At 72.6% G+C, this 15,754-nt stretch carries 13 protein-coding genes; 3 read left to right on the top strand and 10 right to left on the bottom strand.

Going from position 1 to position 15,754, the window contains the following annotated elements; all coding sequences use genetic code 11:
- Window positions 1–104 precede the first annotated feature (104 nt).
- Both FHS13_RS03775 and FHS13_RS03780 read left to right on the top strand, forming a co-directional pair.
- Window positions 105–1,688 (top strand): DEAD/DEAH box helicase, encoded by a 1,584-nt coding sequence (locus tag FHS13_RS03775; RefSeq protein ID WP_184287489.1) that lies wholly within the window; start codon window positions 105–107, stop codon window positions 1,686–1,688.
- 169 nt (window positions 1,689–1,857) lie between these two features.
- Window positions 1,858–2,766 (top strand): alpha/beta fold hydrolase, encoded by a 909-nt coding sequence (locus FHS13_RS03780; protein WP_184287492.1) that lies wholly within the window; start codon window positions 1,858–1,860, stop codon window positions 2,764–2,766.
- 57 nt (window positions 2,767–2,823) lie between these two features.
- On the opposite strand, the gene FHS13_RS03785 is transcribed toward FHS13_RS03780, so the two are convergent.
- The 8 genes from FHS13_RS03785 to FHS13_RS03820 form a co-directional block, all read right to left on the bottom strand.
- Window positions 2,824–3,690, bottom strand: a complete 867-nt coding sequence (locus FHS13_RS03785; protein ID WP_184287495.1) for an MBL fold metallo-hydrolase — start codon at window positions 3,688–3,690, stop codon at window positions 2,824–2,826.
- A gap of 101 nt (window positions 3,691–3,791) precedes the next feature.
- Window positions 3,792–4,667, bottom strand: a complete 876-nt coding sequence (locus FHS13_RS03790; protein WP_184287498.1) for a PHP domain-containing protein — start codon at window positions 4,665–4,667, stop codon at window positions 3,792–3,794.
- An 18-nt stretch (window positions 4,668–4,685) separates the two neighbouring features.
- On the bottom strand, window positions 4,686–5,351 hold the full coding sequence (locus FHS13_RS03795) for a DUF6758 family protein (protein ID WP_184287501.1): 666 nt from the start codon (window positions 5,349–5,351) through the stop codon (window positions 4,686–4,688).
- A 75-nt stretch (window positions 5,352–5,426) separates the two neighbouring features.
- Complete coding sequence (gene typA / locus FHS13_RS03800; RefSeq protein WP_184287504.1) at window positions 5,427–7,319, bottom strand: translational GTPase TypA; 1,893 nt, start codon at window positions 7,317–7,319, stop codon at window positions 5,427–5,429.
- 131 nt (window positions 7,320–7,450) lie between these two features.
- Complete coding sequence (locus FHS13_RS03805; protein ID WP_184287507.1) at window positions 7,451–7,888, bottom strand: NUDIX domain-containing protein; 438 nt, start codon at window positions 7,886–7,888, stop codon at window positions 7,451–7,453.
- 11 nt (window positions 7,889–7,899) lie between these two features.
- Window positions 7,900–10,185, bottom strand: coding sequence for an SF1B family DNA helicase RecD2 (gene recD2, locus FHS13_RS03810; protein WP_184287510.1), 2,286 nt, complete (start codon window positions 10,183–10,185; stop codon window positions 7,900–7,902).
- A 16-nt stretch (window positions 10,186–10,201) separates the two neighbouring features.
- Complete coding sequence (locus FHS13_RS03815; RefSeq protein WP_184287512.1) at window positions 10,202–10,612, bottom strand: MmcQ/YjbR family DNA-binding protein; 411 nt, start codon at window positions 10,610–10,612, stop codon at window positions 10,202–10,204.
- A 79-nt stretch (window positions 10,613–10,691) separates the two neighbouring features.
- Window positions 10,692–11,777, bottom strand: a complete 1,086-nt coding sequence (locus tag FHS13_RS03820) for a hypothetical protein (protein WP_184287515.1) — start codon at window positions 11,775–11,777, stop codon at window positions 10,692–10,694.
- Window positions 11,778–11,915: 138 nt separating this feature from the next.
- Between FHS13_RS03820 and FHS13_RS03825 the strand changes: the two genes are divergently transcribed.
- Entirely contained in the window at window positions 11,916–12,974 is a 1,059-nt protein-coding gene (locus FHS13_RS03825; protein ID WP_184287518.1) for a serine/threonine-protein kinase, read from the top strand.
- Between the two features lie 107 nt (window positions 12,975–13,081).
- Here FHS13_RS03825 and xylB read toward each other — a convergent pair whose 3' ends face one another.
- A complete protein-coding gene (gene xylB, locus FHS13_RS03830; RefSeq protein ID WP_184287521.1) occupies window positions 13,082–14,536 on the bottom strand; it encodes a xylulokinase in 1,455 nt (484 codons plus the stop codon).
- A 9-nt stretch (window positions 14,537–14,545) separates the two neighbouring features.
- Window positions 14,546–15,730, bottom strand: a complete 1,185-nt coding sequence (gene xylA, locus FHS13_RS03835) for a xylose isomerase (RefSeq protein ID WP_420221159.1) — start codon at window positions 15,728–15,730, stop codon at window positions 14,546–14,548.
- Between the last annotated feature and the right edge of the window lie 24 nt (window positions 15,731–15,754).

Consider the following 15,754-nt stretch of genomic DNA (forward strand, 5'->3'; position numbering starts at 1 on the left):
CCGACGCGGCCGCACCGATACAGCGGACCGCCGATATGGAGGCCTGAGCCCTGAGCAGCAAAGACGACACACAGAACCCACGCATCACCTTTCGCGGTCTCGGTGTGAGCGAGGAGATCGCCGACGCCCTGGAGGCCGAGGGGATCGTCGAACCCTTCCCCATCCAGGAACTCGCCCTGCCCATCGCGCTGAACGGCAGCGACATCATCGGGCAGGCCCGCACCGGCACCGGCAAGACCCTGGCCTTCGGGATCCCCCTGCTCCAGCGCGCGCAGGAGGCCCCCGGTTCGTCCAAGCGCCCCCGCACCCTGGTCGTGGTGCCCACCCGCGAGCTGGCCATCCAGGTCGCGGCCGACCTCACCACGGCGGGCAAGCGCAGCGGCGCCCGCATCCTGACCGTCTACGGCGGCCGCTCCTACGAGCCGCAGATCAACGGGCTCAAGGAGGGCGCGGACGTCGTCGTCGGCACCCCCGGACGCCTCCTGGACCTGGAGAAGCAGAAGCACCTGCGCCTGGACGGGGTCGGCGCGGTGGTCCTCGACGAGGCCGACAAGATGCTCGACCTGGGCTTCCTGCCCGACATCGAGCGCATCCTCAAGCGGATCCCCGCCGAGCGCCAGGTGATGCTCTTCTCGGCCACCATGCCGAGCGAGATCGTCGCCCTGTCCCGGCAGTACCTGCGGCGTCCCACGCACGTGCGCGCGGGCGACGACAACGAGATCGACGGGTCCGCGATCACCAGCCGGATCGCCCAGCACGCGTTCCGCACCCACCAGATGGACAAGATCGAGATGCTCGCCAAGCTCCTCCAGGCGGAGGGCCACGGCCAGAGCATGGTGTTCTGCCAGACCAAGCGCACCTGCGACCGGGTGGCCAACGACCTGGAGGCGCGCGGCTTCGCCGTTGCGGCCGTCCACGGCGACCTCGGGCAGAGCCAGCGGGAGCGGGCCCTGCGCGCGTTCCGCAACGGCAAGATCAACATCCTGGTCGCCACCGACGTGGCCGCCCGCGGGCTCGACGTCGACGACGTGACGCACGTCGTCAACTACGAGACGCCCGAGGACGAGAAGACCTACACGCACCGGATCGGCCGCACCGGCCGTGCGGGGCGCACCGGCACCGCCGTCACCTTCGTGGACTGGCAGGAGATGCCGCGCTGGAAGCTGATCAACAGCGCGCTCGGCCTGTCCTTCAACGAGCCGGAGGAGACCTACTCCACCTCTCCCCACTTCTTCGAGGCGCTCGGCATCCCCCGGGGGACCAAGGGCAAGCTGGCCCTGGACAAGCGCTCCGAGCACGAGGGGCTCGAGGCCGAGGAGATCGAGGACATCGGCGACACCGGCGGGCCGCACGCGGAGCGCGGGCGCCGCGGCAGGGGTCGCGGCCGGAACGAGAACCGGGGCGGGAGCTCCGCCCGCGGCGAGAGCCGGGGCGAGAGCCGGGGCGAGGACCACGGTTCCGGTGAGGAGCGCCCCCGCCGCAGCCGCAGCCGTCGGCGCACCCGCGGCGGGCAGTCCGTGGGAACCGGTGCCGCCGGAGGCGCGGCGGAGGCCGGCGCGAGGACCGCCGAGGCGAAGGCTCCCGCGGCCAAGGCCTCCGGAGAGTCCGAGTCCGCCGAGGGCACCCGCCAGATCCGCCGCCGTCGCCGCACGCGCGCCGCGGCCCGCAGGGACCCCGAGAACACCTGACACCGGGGCGGGTACGGCCCCGAACGAGAGAGCCGTGGCGCGGCCGCCCGAGCGAGCGCCACGGCGGACCGAGAGGTACGGGCACCGCGTCCGGCACGCGGTGCCGGGCGCCCCGTCGACGGCCCGCCTCCTCATCCGCCGGACCGGTGATCGTCTAGGGTGACCCGACGTGAGTACACCTAAGTTCCTCGATCTGCCTCCAGGCGTGCGGCGCACGGACCTGGATCTGTCCCACGGCCCGGTGGCGGCGCTGCGCGCCCTGCCCGTGTCCGGCAGCGCCGACCTCGCACCCGCCGTCCTCGTGCACGGATTCACGGGCAGCAAGGAGGACTTCATCGCGCTCCTGCAGAGTCTGGCCCAGGCGGGGCGCGAAGTGGTCGCCATCGACCTGCCGGGGACCTACGAGTCCCCAGGCCCCGAGACCCTCACCGCTCCCCCCGGCGTGCAGATGCCCGACTACGGTCTGGGCTCCCTCGGCGCCGTCGTCGCCGAGGTCGTCGACCAGGTCGGCGGCGGCTCCCCCGTCCACCTGGTGGGCCACTCCCTGGGCGGCCTCGTCGTCCGGGAGACCGCGCTGTCCGGTCTGGTCGACCTGGCCTCCCTCGTCCTTCTGTGCAGCGGCCCCGGCGCTCTCACCGGTCCCGGCGCGCTGCGCGTCCAGCTGGTCGTCTCGGCCCTGGCGGGAAACCCCACGAGCGAGCGCCTGCGGGAGCTGTGGGACGGCGGGCTGGAGGCCGACGCGCACCGCCGCGTCCCCGACCCCGGCGTCCGGGACTTCCTCAGGGACCGGCTGCTCAACAGCAGTGCCCTGGGCCTCCTCCGCCTGGCCGAACAGCTCTCCTCCGCCGACGACCGCGTCGGGGAACTGGCCGGGACGGGCCTGCCCGCGATGGTCGTCTACGGGGAGAACGACGACGCCTGGCCGCTGGAGGCCCAGGACGCCATGGCCAAGCGGCTGGAGGCGAAGCGGCTCGTGATCCCCGGTGCGGGGCACTCCCCGAACGTGGACGCCCCCGAGACCACCTCCAGCGCCTTCACCGCGTTCTGGAACGAGGTGGAGTCGGTGGGACGGCGCTGAGAACGCCTCTCCCGGGACACGGATGTGCCCCCGGACGGGCCGGGGGCACGGGGCGGGTCAGACCCATTCGTCGAAGTTCTTGCTCTCGGCGCCGGAGGTCGTGGCGGGACCCCGGTCGGGCAGGACACGGGTCGCCGGGGGCAGGGTCAGCAGCGACTCCCCGATGGAGGCCAGCTGCGTCGTGTAGTCGATGTAGGTGTTGCCCACCATGCCGGGCTCACCCTTGCGCAGGGTGTCCCCGCTGAAGACGACGCCGAGCTGGCTGATGTAGTAGCCCACCGTGCCGGGCGAGGTGCCGGGCAGGGCGAGGATGTCGATCTGGAGATCGCCGACGGTCATGCTGCCGCCGCCCTCGACCTCGACCTCGGGGCGGTACTCGGCGCCGTGCAGGCGTCGCCACAGGCGCATCTCACGCGCGTGCAGGGCGACGGGGGCCTCGGCCTCCTCGGCCACCTTCACGGCCGCCTCGATGTGCGGGCTGTAGGCGTTGGTGCAGGCCACCAGGTAGATGTCGCGCTCACCGACGGCCTCGAGGACCGCCTCGGCGTCGTGGCCGGGGTCGATGACGACGACACCCTCGTCGTCGGCGTCGACGATCCAGGTGTTGCTGACGACCTCGTACTTCTCGTCGTCGAACTCGAAGACCCCCGCGGTGCGCACGCGGGTGATGCCCTCGGGGTCGGGGCCGGTGACGCCGGGTTCCTCCCCCTCGTCGGCGAAGATGTCCGGGGCGGACTCCTCCCCGGTCCCGGGCTTCTCGTCCGCCGCGTCCCCGGCCTCCTCGGGGGCGGACTCCTCGGCCGCGGCGGGCTCCTCCGCCGCGGTGGCCGCGGCCTCGGTCTCCTCGTCGGTCGCCGCGGGCTCCGCAGCGGAATCGGGGGCCTCCTGGCCTTCCTGCTTCTTCGACTTCCGCTTCCAGAACACGGTGTCCGACCTTTCCGCTTCGTCTGTTATGAGTGATTACGCTGTGACCATTGTCGCAGCGGTCGGTACCGTATCGAACGTCCCCGGAGGCTCGAAAGCGGCTATCCGAGAATCAGGGCGGCTCCCGTGGCGGGGGCCACGAGTTCCTCGAAGGCCGCGGGGTCGGTGGTCCTGCACCCCAGACGGCGGTTGGTGAGGCTGCCGTGGTCGTCGCTGGAACCGGTGACCACCACGCCCAGGTCCGCGGCGACGCCGCGCCAGTACCCGGTCTCCTCGCGGTTGTGCGCGGGGTGGTCGGCCTCGATACCGCCCAGGCCCGCCGCTGCCATGCGCTCCACGAGTTCGAGGGGGACCGCGTCGTTGAGGGCGCCCTCCGCCCGGCCCGGATGGGCGAGCGAGCACACCCCGCCCGCCGCGCGGACCAGCTCCACCGCACGGACCGGATCGAGCGCGTAGCGGGAGGCGAAGGCGGGGCCGCCGGAGCCGATCCAGCGGTCGAAGGCGTCCTGCACGTCGCGGGCCGCGCCCGCCTCCACGATCGCCCGCGCGATGTGCGGCCGGCCGATGGTGTTGGCGTCGGCGTACTCGTCGCGGCCCGCTCCCGCGATCTCCAGGACCCGCTCCCAGGTGACGGCGACGCCCAGTGCCTGGAGTTTGTCCACCATCTCCCCGGCGCGGGAGGCCCGGTCGGAGCGGATCCGGCGCAGCTCCCGCACGAGCGCGGGGTGTTCCGGGTCGAACAGGTAGGAGACGAGGTGGACGCTCGATCCCCGGTAGGCGCAGGAGAGCTCCATTCCCGGGACGAGGGTGAAGCCCTTCGGCAGGTGCTCCGCCGCCTCTCGGACACCGCCCACCGTGTCGTGGTCGGTGAGGGCCAGGACGTCGAGACCCGCGGCGACCGCGTGTCCGATCACCTCGGCGGGGGTGTCGCTGCCGTCGGAGACGGAACTGTGGGAGTGCAGGTCGATACGAGTCACCGGGCGATTGTACGCCGCCTACTCCTGCGACCTCTCGGGCGCCAGGACACGGGACAGGAAAGGGCTCGGGGCCCCGAAGGGCGGCTCCAGCGCGATACCGCCGTCGTTGATGCCGCGCAGGTCGCGCAGGGCGCTGATCTCGCACATGAGCATTCCGGTGTCGGCGGAGGCGAACACCAGCCACAGCCAGTGCGCGAGGGCCTCACCCGCGTAGGCGGCGCGGTCGCGGCCCAGGTCCAGGTTCCACAGCGCGATGTCGTGGCCGTCGAAGCGGACCTTGGCGTCGGGCGCTGCGGTGTCGAAGCCGTCCCCGGGATCGGGCCCCTCCAGGCCGGCCAGCCGCGCTCCCAGACCGATGCCGGGATCCTCCGCGACGACCGCGATCTCGCCGACGCCCCCGAGGGGGCCGGGGCCGGAGAGCGCGACGGCGGTGGCCAGAGCGCCGCTGCGCTCGTCACCCGCCTCCGCGAAACCGGTGACCACCCATCCCGCGGGCAGGGGCCACGGAATCCACACCGGGACGTCGGCCCGGTGCAGCAGGGCCTCCAGGCCGGCCCGGCCGGGGGCCCGCACGGGCTGGAGCGGGGCGACGGGCCCGTGGGCGTCGCACTCCCACGCGCTGGACCAGAGCCCCGGAGGCTGAACCGCGCGACCGCATCGAGGACATGAGGGATCGGTCTTCATGTCCTAGCGGTCTACCCGGTTGACCTGCGGGAAAACTCGGGCGGGCCCTTCCGGGCCCGCCCCGCCGTCAGCCCGTCACTGCTGCTGGCGCTTCTTGTTGGCCGTGATCCGGCCGCGCTCCTTCTGGTCCAGGATGACCTTGCGGATACGCACGGCGTCGGGGGTCACCTCGACGCACTCGTCCTCGCGGCAGAACTCCAGGGCCTGCTCCAGGGAGAGCCTGCGCGGCGGCACCAGGCGCTCCAGCTCGTCGCCGGTGGCGGAGCGCATGTTGGTGAGCTTCTTCTCCTTGGTGATGTTGACGTCCATGTCGTCGGAGCGCGAGTTCTCGCCGACGATCATGCCCTCGTACACCTCGGTGCCCGGGTCGACGAAGAGCGTGCCGCGCTCCTGGAGGTTGAACATGGCGTAGCTCATCGCCTGCCCCGCCCGGTCGGCCACCAGGGAGCCGTTGGCGCGGGTGCGCAGGTCGCCGAACCACGGCTCGAACTTCTCGAAGACGTGGTGGGCGATACCGGTGCCGCGGGTCTCCGTGAGGAACTCGGTGCGGAAGCCGATGAGACCGCGCGAGGGCACCAGCCAGTCCATGCGCACCCAGCCGGTGCCGTGGTTGACCATGTTCTCCATGCGGCCCTTGCGGACGCTGAGGAGCTGGGTGATGGCGCCCATGTGCTCCTCGGGGGCGTCCACGGTGAGACGCTCGACGGGCTCGTGCACCTTGCCGTCGATCACCTTGGTGACCACCTGCGGCTTGCCGACGGTGAGCTCGTAGCCCTCGCGGCGCATCTGCTCGACCAGAATGGCCAGCGCCAGCTCACCGCGTCCCTGCACCTCCCAGGCGTCGGGCCGCTCGGTGGGCAGGACGCGCAGCGACACGTTGCCGACGAGCTCCTTGTCGAGGCGGTCCTTGACCAGGCGCGCGGTGACCTTGGCGCCCTTGACCCGGCCGACCAGCGGCGAGGTGTTGGTGCCGATGGTCATGGAGATGGCGGGTTCGTCGACCTGGATCAGCGGCAGCGCGACCGGGTTCTCCGGGTCGGCGAGGGTCTCGCCGATCATGATCTCGTCGATGCCGGCGATGGCGACGATGTCGCCGGGCCCGGCCTTCTCGGCGGGCTTGCGCTCCAGGCCCTCGGTCATGAGCAGCTCGGTGATGCGGACCTGCTGGACGGTGCCGTCGGCACGGATCCACGCGGCCTGCTGGCCCTTGCGCATCTCGCCCTGCTGGATGCGGCACAGCGCGAGGCGGCCGAGGAAGGGCGAGGCGTCCAGGTTGGTGACGTGGGCCTGCAGAGGCGCGCCGGGGACGTACTCGGGAGCCGGGATGGTGTTCAGGATGGTGCTGAACAGCGGCACGAGGTTGTCGTTTTCCGGGACGGTGCCGTTGGCGGGGCGCTCCAGAGAGGCCTTGCGGTCGCGTGCGCAGGCGTAGACGATGGGGAACTCGATCTGCGACTCGTCGGCGTCCAGGTCCAGGAACAGCTCGTAGGCGTCGTCCACGACCTCGGCGATACGGCTGTCGGGCCGGTCGACCTTGTTGACGACGAGGATGACGGGGAGCTTGGCCTGGAGGGCCTTGCGGAGCACGAAGCGGGTCTGCGGGAGCGGGCCCTCACTGGCGTCCACGAGCAGGACCACGCCGTCGACCATCGACAGGCCGCGCTCGACCTCGCCGCCGAAGTCGGCGTGGCCGGGGGTGTCGATGATGTTGATGACCACGTCCTCGCCCTCGGGCGTGGTGTAGTGGACGGCCGTGTTCTTCGCGAGAATGGTGATGCCCTTCTCGCGCTCCAGGTCGTTGGAGTCCATCACGCGGTCGTCGACGTCCTGGTTCTCGCGGAAGACGCCGGACTGCCAGAGCATGGCGTCGACAAGGGTGGTCTTCCCGTGGTCGACGTGGGCCACGATGGCGACGTTGCGAAGGTCGCTACGGCGTGCGGAGCCCTCGACGGGCGTAGCGGTGGACATGAAGAAGTCTCGATCTCCTGGTACTGGGAAGAACCGCAGAGTGCCACGGCCCGTGGTCATTTTATGCGGTCGCGACGGTCTCTTCCGGGAGCGCGGGCGCAGCCCTGCTCACACCCGCGCCGGGAAGAAATTCAAGGAAGGGCTGCGGAATCGGGGACGAGGAGTGCCGCGACGGGGTCGAGGAAGGGCACGTCCGCGGGCAGCCAGGGGAGCGTGTGCAGTTCGGAGCCCGACAGCCAGCGCAGCGAGAGGTGCTCCAGGGCACGGGGCTCGCCGCCGACCAGCTCGGCGCGCAGCAGCCGCAGGACCGCCGGGCGGGTGTGCCTGCGGTCGGGCGAGGGCGGGAAGGGCGCGTCCGCGCCGATCTGGTCCAGGACGCGGATCGCGGCGCCGAGTTCTTCCCGGCATTCGCGGACCAGGGCCTCCTCGGGGGTCTCCCCCGGGTCGACCTTTCCGCCGGGGAACTCCCACAGGCCCCGCAGTGCGGCGGGCTCGGCCCGCTGCGCGCCGAGGACGCGGCCGTCGCTGACGATGGCCGCACCCACGACGATCAGGGTCTGCTGTTCCACGGTGTCCCAGCCTAGGGCATGTCGGGCGGATACACGTCCTGGCCGGACGCGGCGACCTCTCGGGAGGTGTCCGGCGCCCCCATGGTGCGGAGCCGGTGGGCCAGGGCGGTGTGCCGGTACCCGGAGGAGGCGTTGCGGACGGCCTGGGCCAGGGCCCGGCGCGAACCGACCAGGACGACGAGCCTCTTGGCCCGGGTGATGGCGGTGTAGAGCAGATTGCGCTGGAGCATCATCCAGGCGCTGGTGGTGACCGGCACCACCACGGCCGGGTACTCGCTGCCCTGCGAGCGGTGCACGGTGATGGCGTAGGCGTGGGCGAGCTCGTCGAGCTCGGCGAAGTCGTAGGAGACCTCCTCGTCCTCGTCGGTGCGCACGCTCACCTCCTGGGCGACCGGATCGATGGCGGTGACCACACCGAGCGTGCCGTTGAAGACGCCGTTCTCGCCCTTCTCGTAGTTGTTGCGGATCTGGGTGACCTTGTCCCCGACCCGGAAGACCCTGCTGCCGAAGCGCCGTTCGGGAACACCGTCGCCGGCGGGGGTGACGGCCGCCTGGAGCTCGGTGTTGAGGTTCGCGGCGCCGGCCGCGCCGCCCTTCATGGGTGTGAGTACCTGGACGTCGCGCCGCGGGTCGAGGCCGAACGTGCGGGGGATGCGGCGGGCGACGACGTCGACGGTCATCGCGGCGGCGTCCTCCGTCTCCTCGCAGGGGAAGAGGAAGAAGTCGCGCATCCCCTGGAACTGGGGCGGCTCGCCGCGGTTGACCCGGTGGGCGTTGGTGACCACTCCCGACTCCTGGGCCTGGCGGAACACCTGGGTGAGGCGCACGCTGGGCACGGGGGAACCCTCGGCGAGCAGGTCGCGCAGGACCTGCCCGGCACCCACCGACGGCAGCTGGTCGACGTCGCCGACGAACACCAGGTGCGCCCCGGGCGGAACGGCCTTGACGAGCTTGTTGGCCAGGACGAGGTCGAGCATGGATGCCTCGTCCACGACCAGCAGGTCGCAGTCGAGGGGGTTGTCGCGGTCGTAGGCGGCGTCTCCTCCGGGGCGCAGTTCCAGGAGCCGGTGCACGGTGCGCGCCTCGTGGCCGGTCAGCTCGGTCATGCGCTTGGCCGCGCGCCCGGTGGGGGCGGCCAGGACGATGTTCGCCCGCTTGGCGGCGGCCAGGGTGACGATCGAGGCGACCGTGAAGGACTTGCCGCAGCCGGGGCCGCCGGTGAGGACGCTGACCTTCTCGGTGAGGGCCTGGACCACGGCGCGGCGCTGCTCCTCGGCGAGGTCGGTGCCGGTGCGCTCGCGCAGCCAGCCCAGGGCGACCTCCCAGTCCACACCGGAGAAGGCCGACAGCCGGTCCTGGGGGCAGTTGAGGAGGGTGAGCAGTCCGGCGGCCGCGCCGATCTCCGCGCGGTGGAAGGGCAGCAGGTAGACGGACCGCACCGGCTCGCCCTCCGGCCCGGGGACCTCCTCGCGGACCACGCCCTCCTCCTCGACCAACCGGGACAGGCACTCGATGACCAGCCCCGCCTCGACGCCGAGGATCTTGACGGCGGCGGAGATGAGCTTCTCCTCGGGCAGGTAGCAGTGCCCGTCCCCGGTGGACTCCGAGAGGGTGAACTGGATCCCGGCCATGACGCGCTGAGGGCTGTCGTGGGGGATGCCGACGGCCTGGGCGATGGTGTCGGCGGTCTTGAAGCCGATGCCCCACACGTCGGTGGCCAGCCGGTAGGGCTCCTTCTGCACGACCTCGACGGACGCGTCGCCGTACTTCTTGTAGATACGCACGGCCAGAGAGGTGCTGACGCCCACCCCCTGGAGGAAGACCATGACCTCCTTGATGGCCTTCTGCTCCTCCCAGGCGTCCGCGATGAGCCTGGTGCGCTTGGGGCCCAGGCCCGGCACCTCGATCAGCCGCTCCGGCTCGTCCTCGATGACGTCGAGCGCGTCGGTGCCGAAGTGCTCGACGATCCGCTCCGCCATCTTGGGGCCGATCCCCTTGATCAGCCCCGAGCCGAGATAGCGCCGGATGCCCTGGACGGTGGCGGGCAGGACGGTGGTGTAGTCGTCCACGTGGAACTGGCGCCCGTACTGGGGATGGGAGCCCCACCGGCCCTGCATGCGCAGGGCCTCGCCCGGCTGGACGCCCATGAGGCTGCCCACGACGGTGAGCAGGTCGCTGCCGCCGCGCCCGGTGTCCACCCGTGCGACGGTGTAGCCGGTGTCCTCGTTGGCGTAGGTGATGCGCTCCAGGACCCCCTGGACGACGGCCGGGGGACGTCTCCCGCTGTCCTCTGGCACGTGGCCTCCTCCCGTCTCACACGGCTCCGGTGGGCTTCCCGGTGCCCGGGAGGTGGGGGATGCCGTCCCCGAGGGCAGCGAGAACCCGGTCGCGGTCGGCCTTGCGCAGGCCCCGCGCCACCAGTACGTACGAGTGTCTCAGCATCTCGAGGATCTCGTCGTCGGGGACCTCGGACAGGGACACGGTGTTCCAGTGCCTCTTGTCCATGTGGTAGCCGGGGGTGACGCCGGGGAACTCCTCGCGCAGTTCCAGGGCGAGCCCGGGGTCGCACTTGAGGTTGACCCAGGCTGCCTCCCGGTCGCCGCCCAGCAGCGCGAACATCTTCTGCCCGGCGATCTTGTGGACCAGGTGACCGGGGCCGAAGGGCTCACTCTCCTCCGCCTCGGGGAACCACAGGGCCGCGTCGATGAACTGCTCGGGGGCCATGGCGTCTCCTTCCGCTCCCACCCGAGCCTGCCAGAGAGCCGCGACGTTCGAAGGCCCTTTCCGTCCGTGGGCGGACCCGTCAGGGCGAGGGCTGCGGTCCCGGGTCGCCGGACACGTCGAACTCGGCGACGCGCAGGGCCGTCTCCTGGGCGCGCACGAGGGAGGCGAGGGCCTCCTCCTGCTGCCGGTGGGCGGCTCCCTCCACCGCGGCCCGCTCGGCGATGGCGTCGAACTCCCGCGCCGAAGCGCGGTCCTGCCGCTCGTCCTCGGCGGCCCTCACCCGGTCGGCGTACTCCTCCAGGAGCCGGACGCGTTCCGCGATCCGCCCGAGGTCGCGGTCCAGGGCCGCGAGGGCCCGGTCGGACGCCCTGCGGCTGAGCTCCCCCGGGGTCGGCAGTCCGGCCATGCGCTCGCGCTCGCGCGTCTGCCGGAGCAGCCCCTCGGCGACGGACCACTCGGCATCGGCCAGAACGACGCGGTTGCGGACGCTGTCGAGGAGGAGGCCCTCCTCGTGGAGGGAGGAGGACAGGACCGCGTCCACCGCTCCCTGCGCCCGCCTCAGCAGGCCGCGGCAGTCCTCGTCGAGCATCTCGGGGGAGACGTGGTGGCCGGTGAGCGACTCGGCGAGCAGCGCCTCGGCCCGTTCCCGGCGCCCGCGGCGGGCGGCAAGGCCCTGGGGGAGGACGAGGGCGAGGGCCGCGGCCGCGGCGAGGAGGAGGTTGGCGAGTACCGGCAGGTCCAGGATGACGATGCCGGCGAAGACGGCGAACATCATCCCGTAGAGGACCCGCGCGGCGGGGACGAGCGCGCCCTCGTCCGCCCCTGCGGAAACCGGGCGCTCCAGGGAGCGGCGCAGGGCCTTCGCCTCCTTCTCACCCAGGTGGGGGTCGATCACCACCCTGCCGGAGGAGGTGCCGGGGCCGAGGGCGGAGGCCAGCCGCCGCGCCCGCCCGCGGGCCTCCACGCCGCGTGGGGTGAGGACCAGGAGCCCTTCGGAGGTGCGCTCCGCCAGTCCCTGGGAGATCAGGGAGGCGTTGAGGGCGGCGTTGTCCCCCTGGGGGCACCACACGTCGGGATTGCCGGGGAAGGGCTCGGCCGAGGCCAGCGCCTCCACCGCGGCCGGCCCGAGAACGACCCTCCGGCCGCCTGAGAGAACGATCTCCACAGCGCGCCCCCTTCGTCCGCACCGAAGAGTTTATCGCCCGGAATGCCCGACGGGACAGGCGATTTCGGCCCTCCGGCCGCGGCGGAGCACGGATACAATCCGCGCACCGTCACGTCTCCCACCCGCTCTGGAGCCCCGATGAAGGCACGAGGTGTGCGCAGGCTCGACCCCCTGGAGCCGGGGGACCCCCGCGAGATCGGCGGGCACCGCGTCCTGGGGCGGGTCGGCTCCGGCGGTATGGGCACCGTCTACGCCGCCGCCTCCCCCGGTGTGCGCGGATACCTGGCCGTCAAGGTGCTCCACGCCCGGCATGCGTCCGACCGGCGCTTCCGGGAGCGCTTCGCCCTGGAGGCGCGGCTGCTGGCGCGGGTCAACAGCCCCTCGGTGGCGCGGTTCGTGCGCGCCGACGTGGAGGCGGAGGTGCCGTGGCTGATCACCGAGTACGTGCCGGGCCCCACCCTGCGCCACCACGTGGAGCGGCACGGCCGCCTGCGCGGAGGAATGCTGCTGGGCCTGGCGGCGGGCACCGCCGAGGCGCTGCGGGCCGTGCACGGGGCGGGGGTGGTCCACCGCGACCTCAAACCGGGCAACGTGGTGCTGTCCGGCACGGGGCCCAAGCTGCTCGACTTCGGCATCGCGCATCCGGTGGAGGATCCGGATCCGACCAAGTGGATCCGTCTGCGCCGCATGCGCCGCGCCTACCGGGACCTGCGGCTGCCGTCTCCGGAGGCGCTGCCCGACGAGCGCGTCGCCGTGCAGGTCGACAGGCTGGGCACCCCCGGGTGGATCAGCCCGGAGCAGTACCGGCACCGGCCCACCACGCAGAGGTCCGACGTGTTCCTGTGGGGCGTGACGGTGGCGTTCGCGGCCCTGGGGCACGACCCGTTCGGGCGTGCGGGCACCAAGGAGATGGCCCGGCGGGTGCTGTTGGAGGAGCCGGACCTGGAGCACCTGCCGCCGGGTCTGGAGCGACTGGTGGCAGCCGCGACGGCCAAGGACCCCGAGGATCGGCCCGATGCCGCCGAGCTGCTGCGCGGGGTGCTGGCACTGGAGGGCGGCGGGGAGCCGGGCACGGGCACCGCGGTGGTGCGCCGCTTCCTGGAGCGCCGGTGGACGGAGACGGCGGTGCGCCCGCCCCGCCCCCCGCGCGAGGACGCCCGCCTCTTCGGCCTCCCCCGGCCGGGGGATCCCCGGTAGGCCGACCGGAGGCGCCGGCCGCGGGAACGGAGGGCCGGAGCAGGCGGAGGGCCGCCCGGGCAGGGGGTTCCCGGGCGGCCCGTGCCCCTGGCGGGGCGCGGTGGGGGTCAGGCGCCGTGGGCGGCCGCCTCGCGGGCGGCGGCCTCGCGGTAGCGGTCGAGGACCTCGGGCGCGTGCGGTGCCGTGTACGTCCGGCTCCGCCCCGTCTCCCAGCGCGGAGGCGTCTCTTCGCCGGACAGCACCCAGGCGGCCTGCCGGGCCGCGCCGTCGGCCACGTACTCCCCCGGCTCGGGGACGTCCACGGGCACCCCCAGGACGGCCGGGGCGATTCGGCGCACGGCCTCCGAACGGGCGGCGCCGCCGACGAGGGTGATGCGCTCGACGCCGACGCCCTGGGCGCGGACGGCCTCCATGGCCTCGGCCATGAGGCAGAGCATGCCCTCGACCGCCGCGCGGGCGAGGTTCTCCCGTGTCATGGAGGACAGCGTCATACCGTGCAGGGAACCGGTGGCGTCCGGCAGATTGGGGGTCCGCTCCCCCTCCAGGTGGGGCACGTGGACCAGCCCTCCGGCCCCGGCCTCCGCCCGCAGCGCGAGCTCGCCCAGTTCGTCGAGGCCGATGCCGAGAACGCGCGCCGCGGCGTCGAGGACGCGGGCGGCGTTGAGCGTGCACGCCAGGGGGAGGTGGGCCCCCGTGGCGTCGGCGAATCCGGCGACCAGGCCGCTGGGGTCGGCGGCGGGCACCTCCGAGACGGCGGCGACCACGCCCGAGGTGCCCAGGGACAGGAAGACCTGGCCGGTGCGGAGCCCGAGGCCCAGCGCCGCCCCGGCGTTGTCGCCGCTGCCGGGACCCAGCACCAGGTGGGAGAGCCCGGCATCCGGGTCGCCCGTCCCCGCCCGCTCCCCCGGGCCGAGCACGCGGGGCAGGACGATGCGCCGCGCCTCCGCCTCGTCCCGGCGCAGGGCCAGGGCGAGCAGGTCGTACCGGTAGGTGTCGGCGGCCGCCTGGAAGTAGCCGGTGCCCGAGGCGTCGGAGCGGTCGGTCACCAGCGTCTCCGCGCCGACCGACCCCGACAGCCGCCAGGTGAGCCAGTCGTGCGGAAGCGCGACGGCGGCGATCCGGGCCGCGTTCCCGGGTTCGTGGTCGGCCAGCCACCGGAGCTTGGCGGCGGTGAGCGAGGCGACCGGGACCGTTCCGGTCTCGGAGGCCCAGCGGCGCGCCCCCTCCTCCCGGTCGCCGTCGCCGAGGTCGGTGACCAGGTCCGCCGCGGCCCCGGCCGAGCGGGTGTCGTTCCACAGCAGGGCCGGGCGGATCACCTCGCCGCGGTCGTCGAGGCAGATCATGCCGTGCTGCTGCCCGGCGACGGAGAGGGCGGACACGTCGTCCAGTCCGCCCGCCTGTTCGACGGCCCGCCGGAGGGCGGACCACCACTCCTCGGGGTGGACCTCGGTGCCGGGCGGGTGCGCGGCGGAACCCTGCCGGACGAGCCCGCCGCTCTCCGCGTCGCGGATGACGACCTTGCACGACTGCGTCGAGGAGTCGACGCCTGCGACGAGAGCCATGGCGCCCCCTCAGCCGATGAGGTGTTCGAGGGCGAGCTGCTGCAGGCGCACGAAGCCGAAGTCGCGCTTGGCCGCCTCCTCGGGGTCGAAGCCGTCGTCCGCGGCCAGGAACTGCTCCACCGTCTCGCCCTCTCCCAGGGTGGGGACCGCCAGGTCGGGCACACCGGCGTGCTCCAGCGCCTCCTGGACCCGGGGGTCGGCACGGAAGGCGCGGGCCTTCTCCGCCAGCATGATGTAGGTGGACATGCAGGCCTTCGCGGACTCCCACACGCCGTCCATGTACTCGGTGCGGGAGGGCTTGTAGTCGAAGTGGCGGGGGCCGGTGTAGCGCGGCCCGTCGGGGTAACCGGGAAAGCCGTTCTCCAGCAGGTCCACGGTGAAGAAGGCCGACATCAGGTCGCCGTGGCCGAACACCAGGTCCTGGTCGTACTTCATGCCGCGCTGGCCGTTGAGGTCGATGTGGAACAGCTTGCCGCTCCACAGCGCCTGCCCGAGGGCGTGGGTGTAGTTGAGCCCCGCCATCTGCTCGTGGCCGGTCTCGGGGTTGAGCCCGACGATGTCCCCGTGCTCCAGCTCGGCGATGAGGCCGAGGGCGTGGCCGACGGTGGGGAGGAAGATGTCGCCGCGCGGTTCGTTGGGCTTGGGCTCCAGGCCGATGCGCAGGTCGTAACCCTGGGACTTGATGTAGCCCGCGACGGTGTCCAGGCCCTCCTTGTACCGCTCCATCGCCGCGTAGAGGTCCTTGGAGCCGTCGTACTCGCTGCCCTCGCGTCCGCCCCACATCACGAAGGTGGTGGCGCCCATCTGGGCGGCGCGGTCGACCGCGCGCAGGACCTTGCGCAGTCCGAAGCGGCGCACGGAGCGGTCGTTGGAGGTCAGGCCGCCGTCCTTGAAGACGGGGTGCGTGAAGGTGTTGGTCGTGACCATCTCGACGACGAGCCCGGCCCGGTCGGTGGCCTCCTTGAGGCGGCCGAGGATCTTGTCCTTGGCGGCCTCGTCGGCGTCGAAGGGGAACACGTCGTTGTCGTGGAAGGTCACACCCCAGGCACCGATCTCGGCCAGGCGCTCGGTGTACTCCCAGGGCTCAAGAGCCGGTCGGGTGGCCGCGCCGAACGGGTCGGCGCCCGTCCAGCCGACCGTCCACAGGCCGAACGAGAACTTGTCCTCAGGTGTGGGCCGGCGAGTCATCGGCATCCCCTTCCTCATTTTGTTTCGCAG

This window comes from Nocardiopsis algeriensis, from assembly GCF_014203695.1.
Classification (GTDB): Bacteria; Actinomycetota; Actinomycetes; order Streptosporangiales; family Streptosporangiaceae; genus Nocardiopsis; species Nocardiopsis algeriensis.

Excerpts from the sequence above, each read along its gene's own strand:
- FHS13_RS03795 (WP_184287501.1), bottom strand. The coding sequence starts at position 5,351 with ATGAAGACCGATCCCTCATGTCCTCGATGCGGTCGCGCGGTTCAGCCT.
- typA (WP_184287504.1), bottom strand. The coding sequence starts at position 7,319 with ATGTCCACCGCTACGCCCGTCGAGGGCTCCGCACGCCGTAGCGACCTT.
- FHS13_RS03815 (WP_184287512.1), bottom strand. The coding sequence starts at position 10,612 with ATGGCCCCCGAGCAGTTCATCGACGCGGCCCTGTGGTTCCCCGAGGCG.
- FHS13_RS03825 (WP_184287518.1), top strand. The coding sequence starts at position 11,916 with ATGAAGGCACGAGGTGTGCGCAGGCTCGACCCCCTGGAGCCGGGGGAC.
- xylB (WP_184287521.1), bottom strand. The coding sequence starts at position 14,536 with ATGGCTCTCGTCGCAGGCGTCGACTCCTCGACGCAGTCGTGCAAGGTC.
- xylA (WP_420221159.1), bottom strand. The coding sequence starts at position 15,730 with ATGCCGATGACTCGCCGGCCCACACCTGAGGACAAGTTCTCGTTCGGC.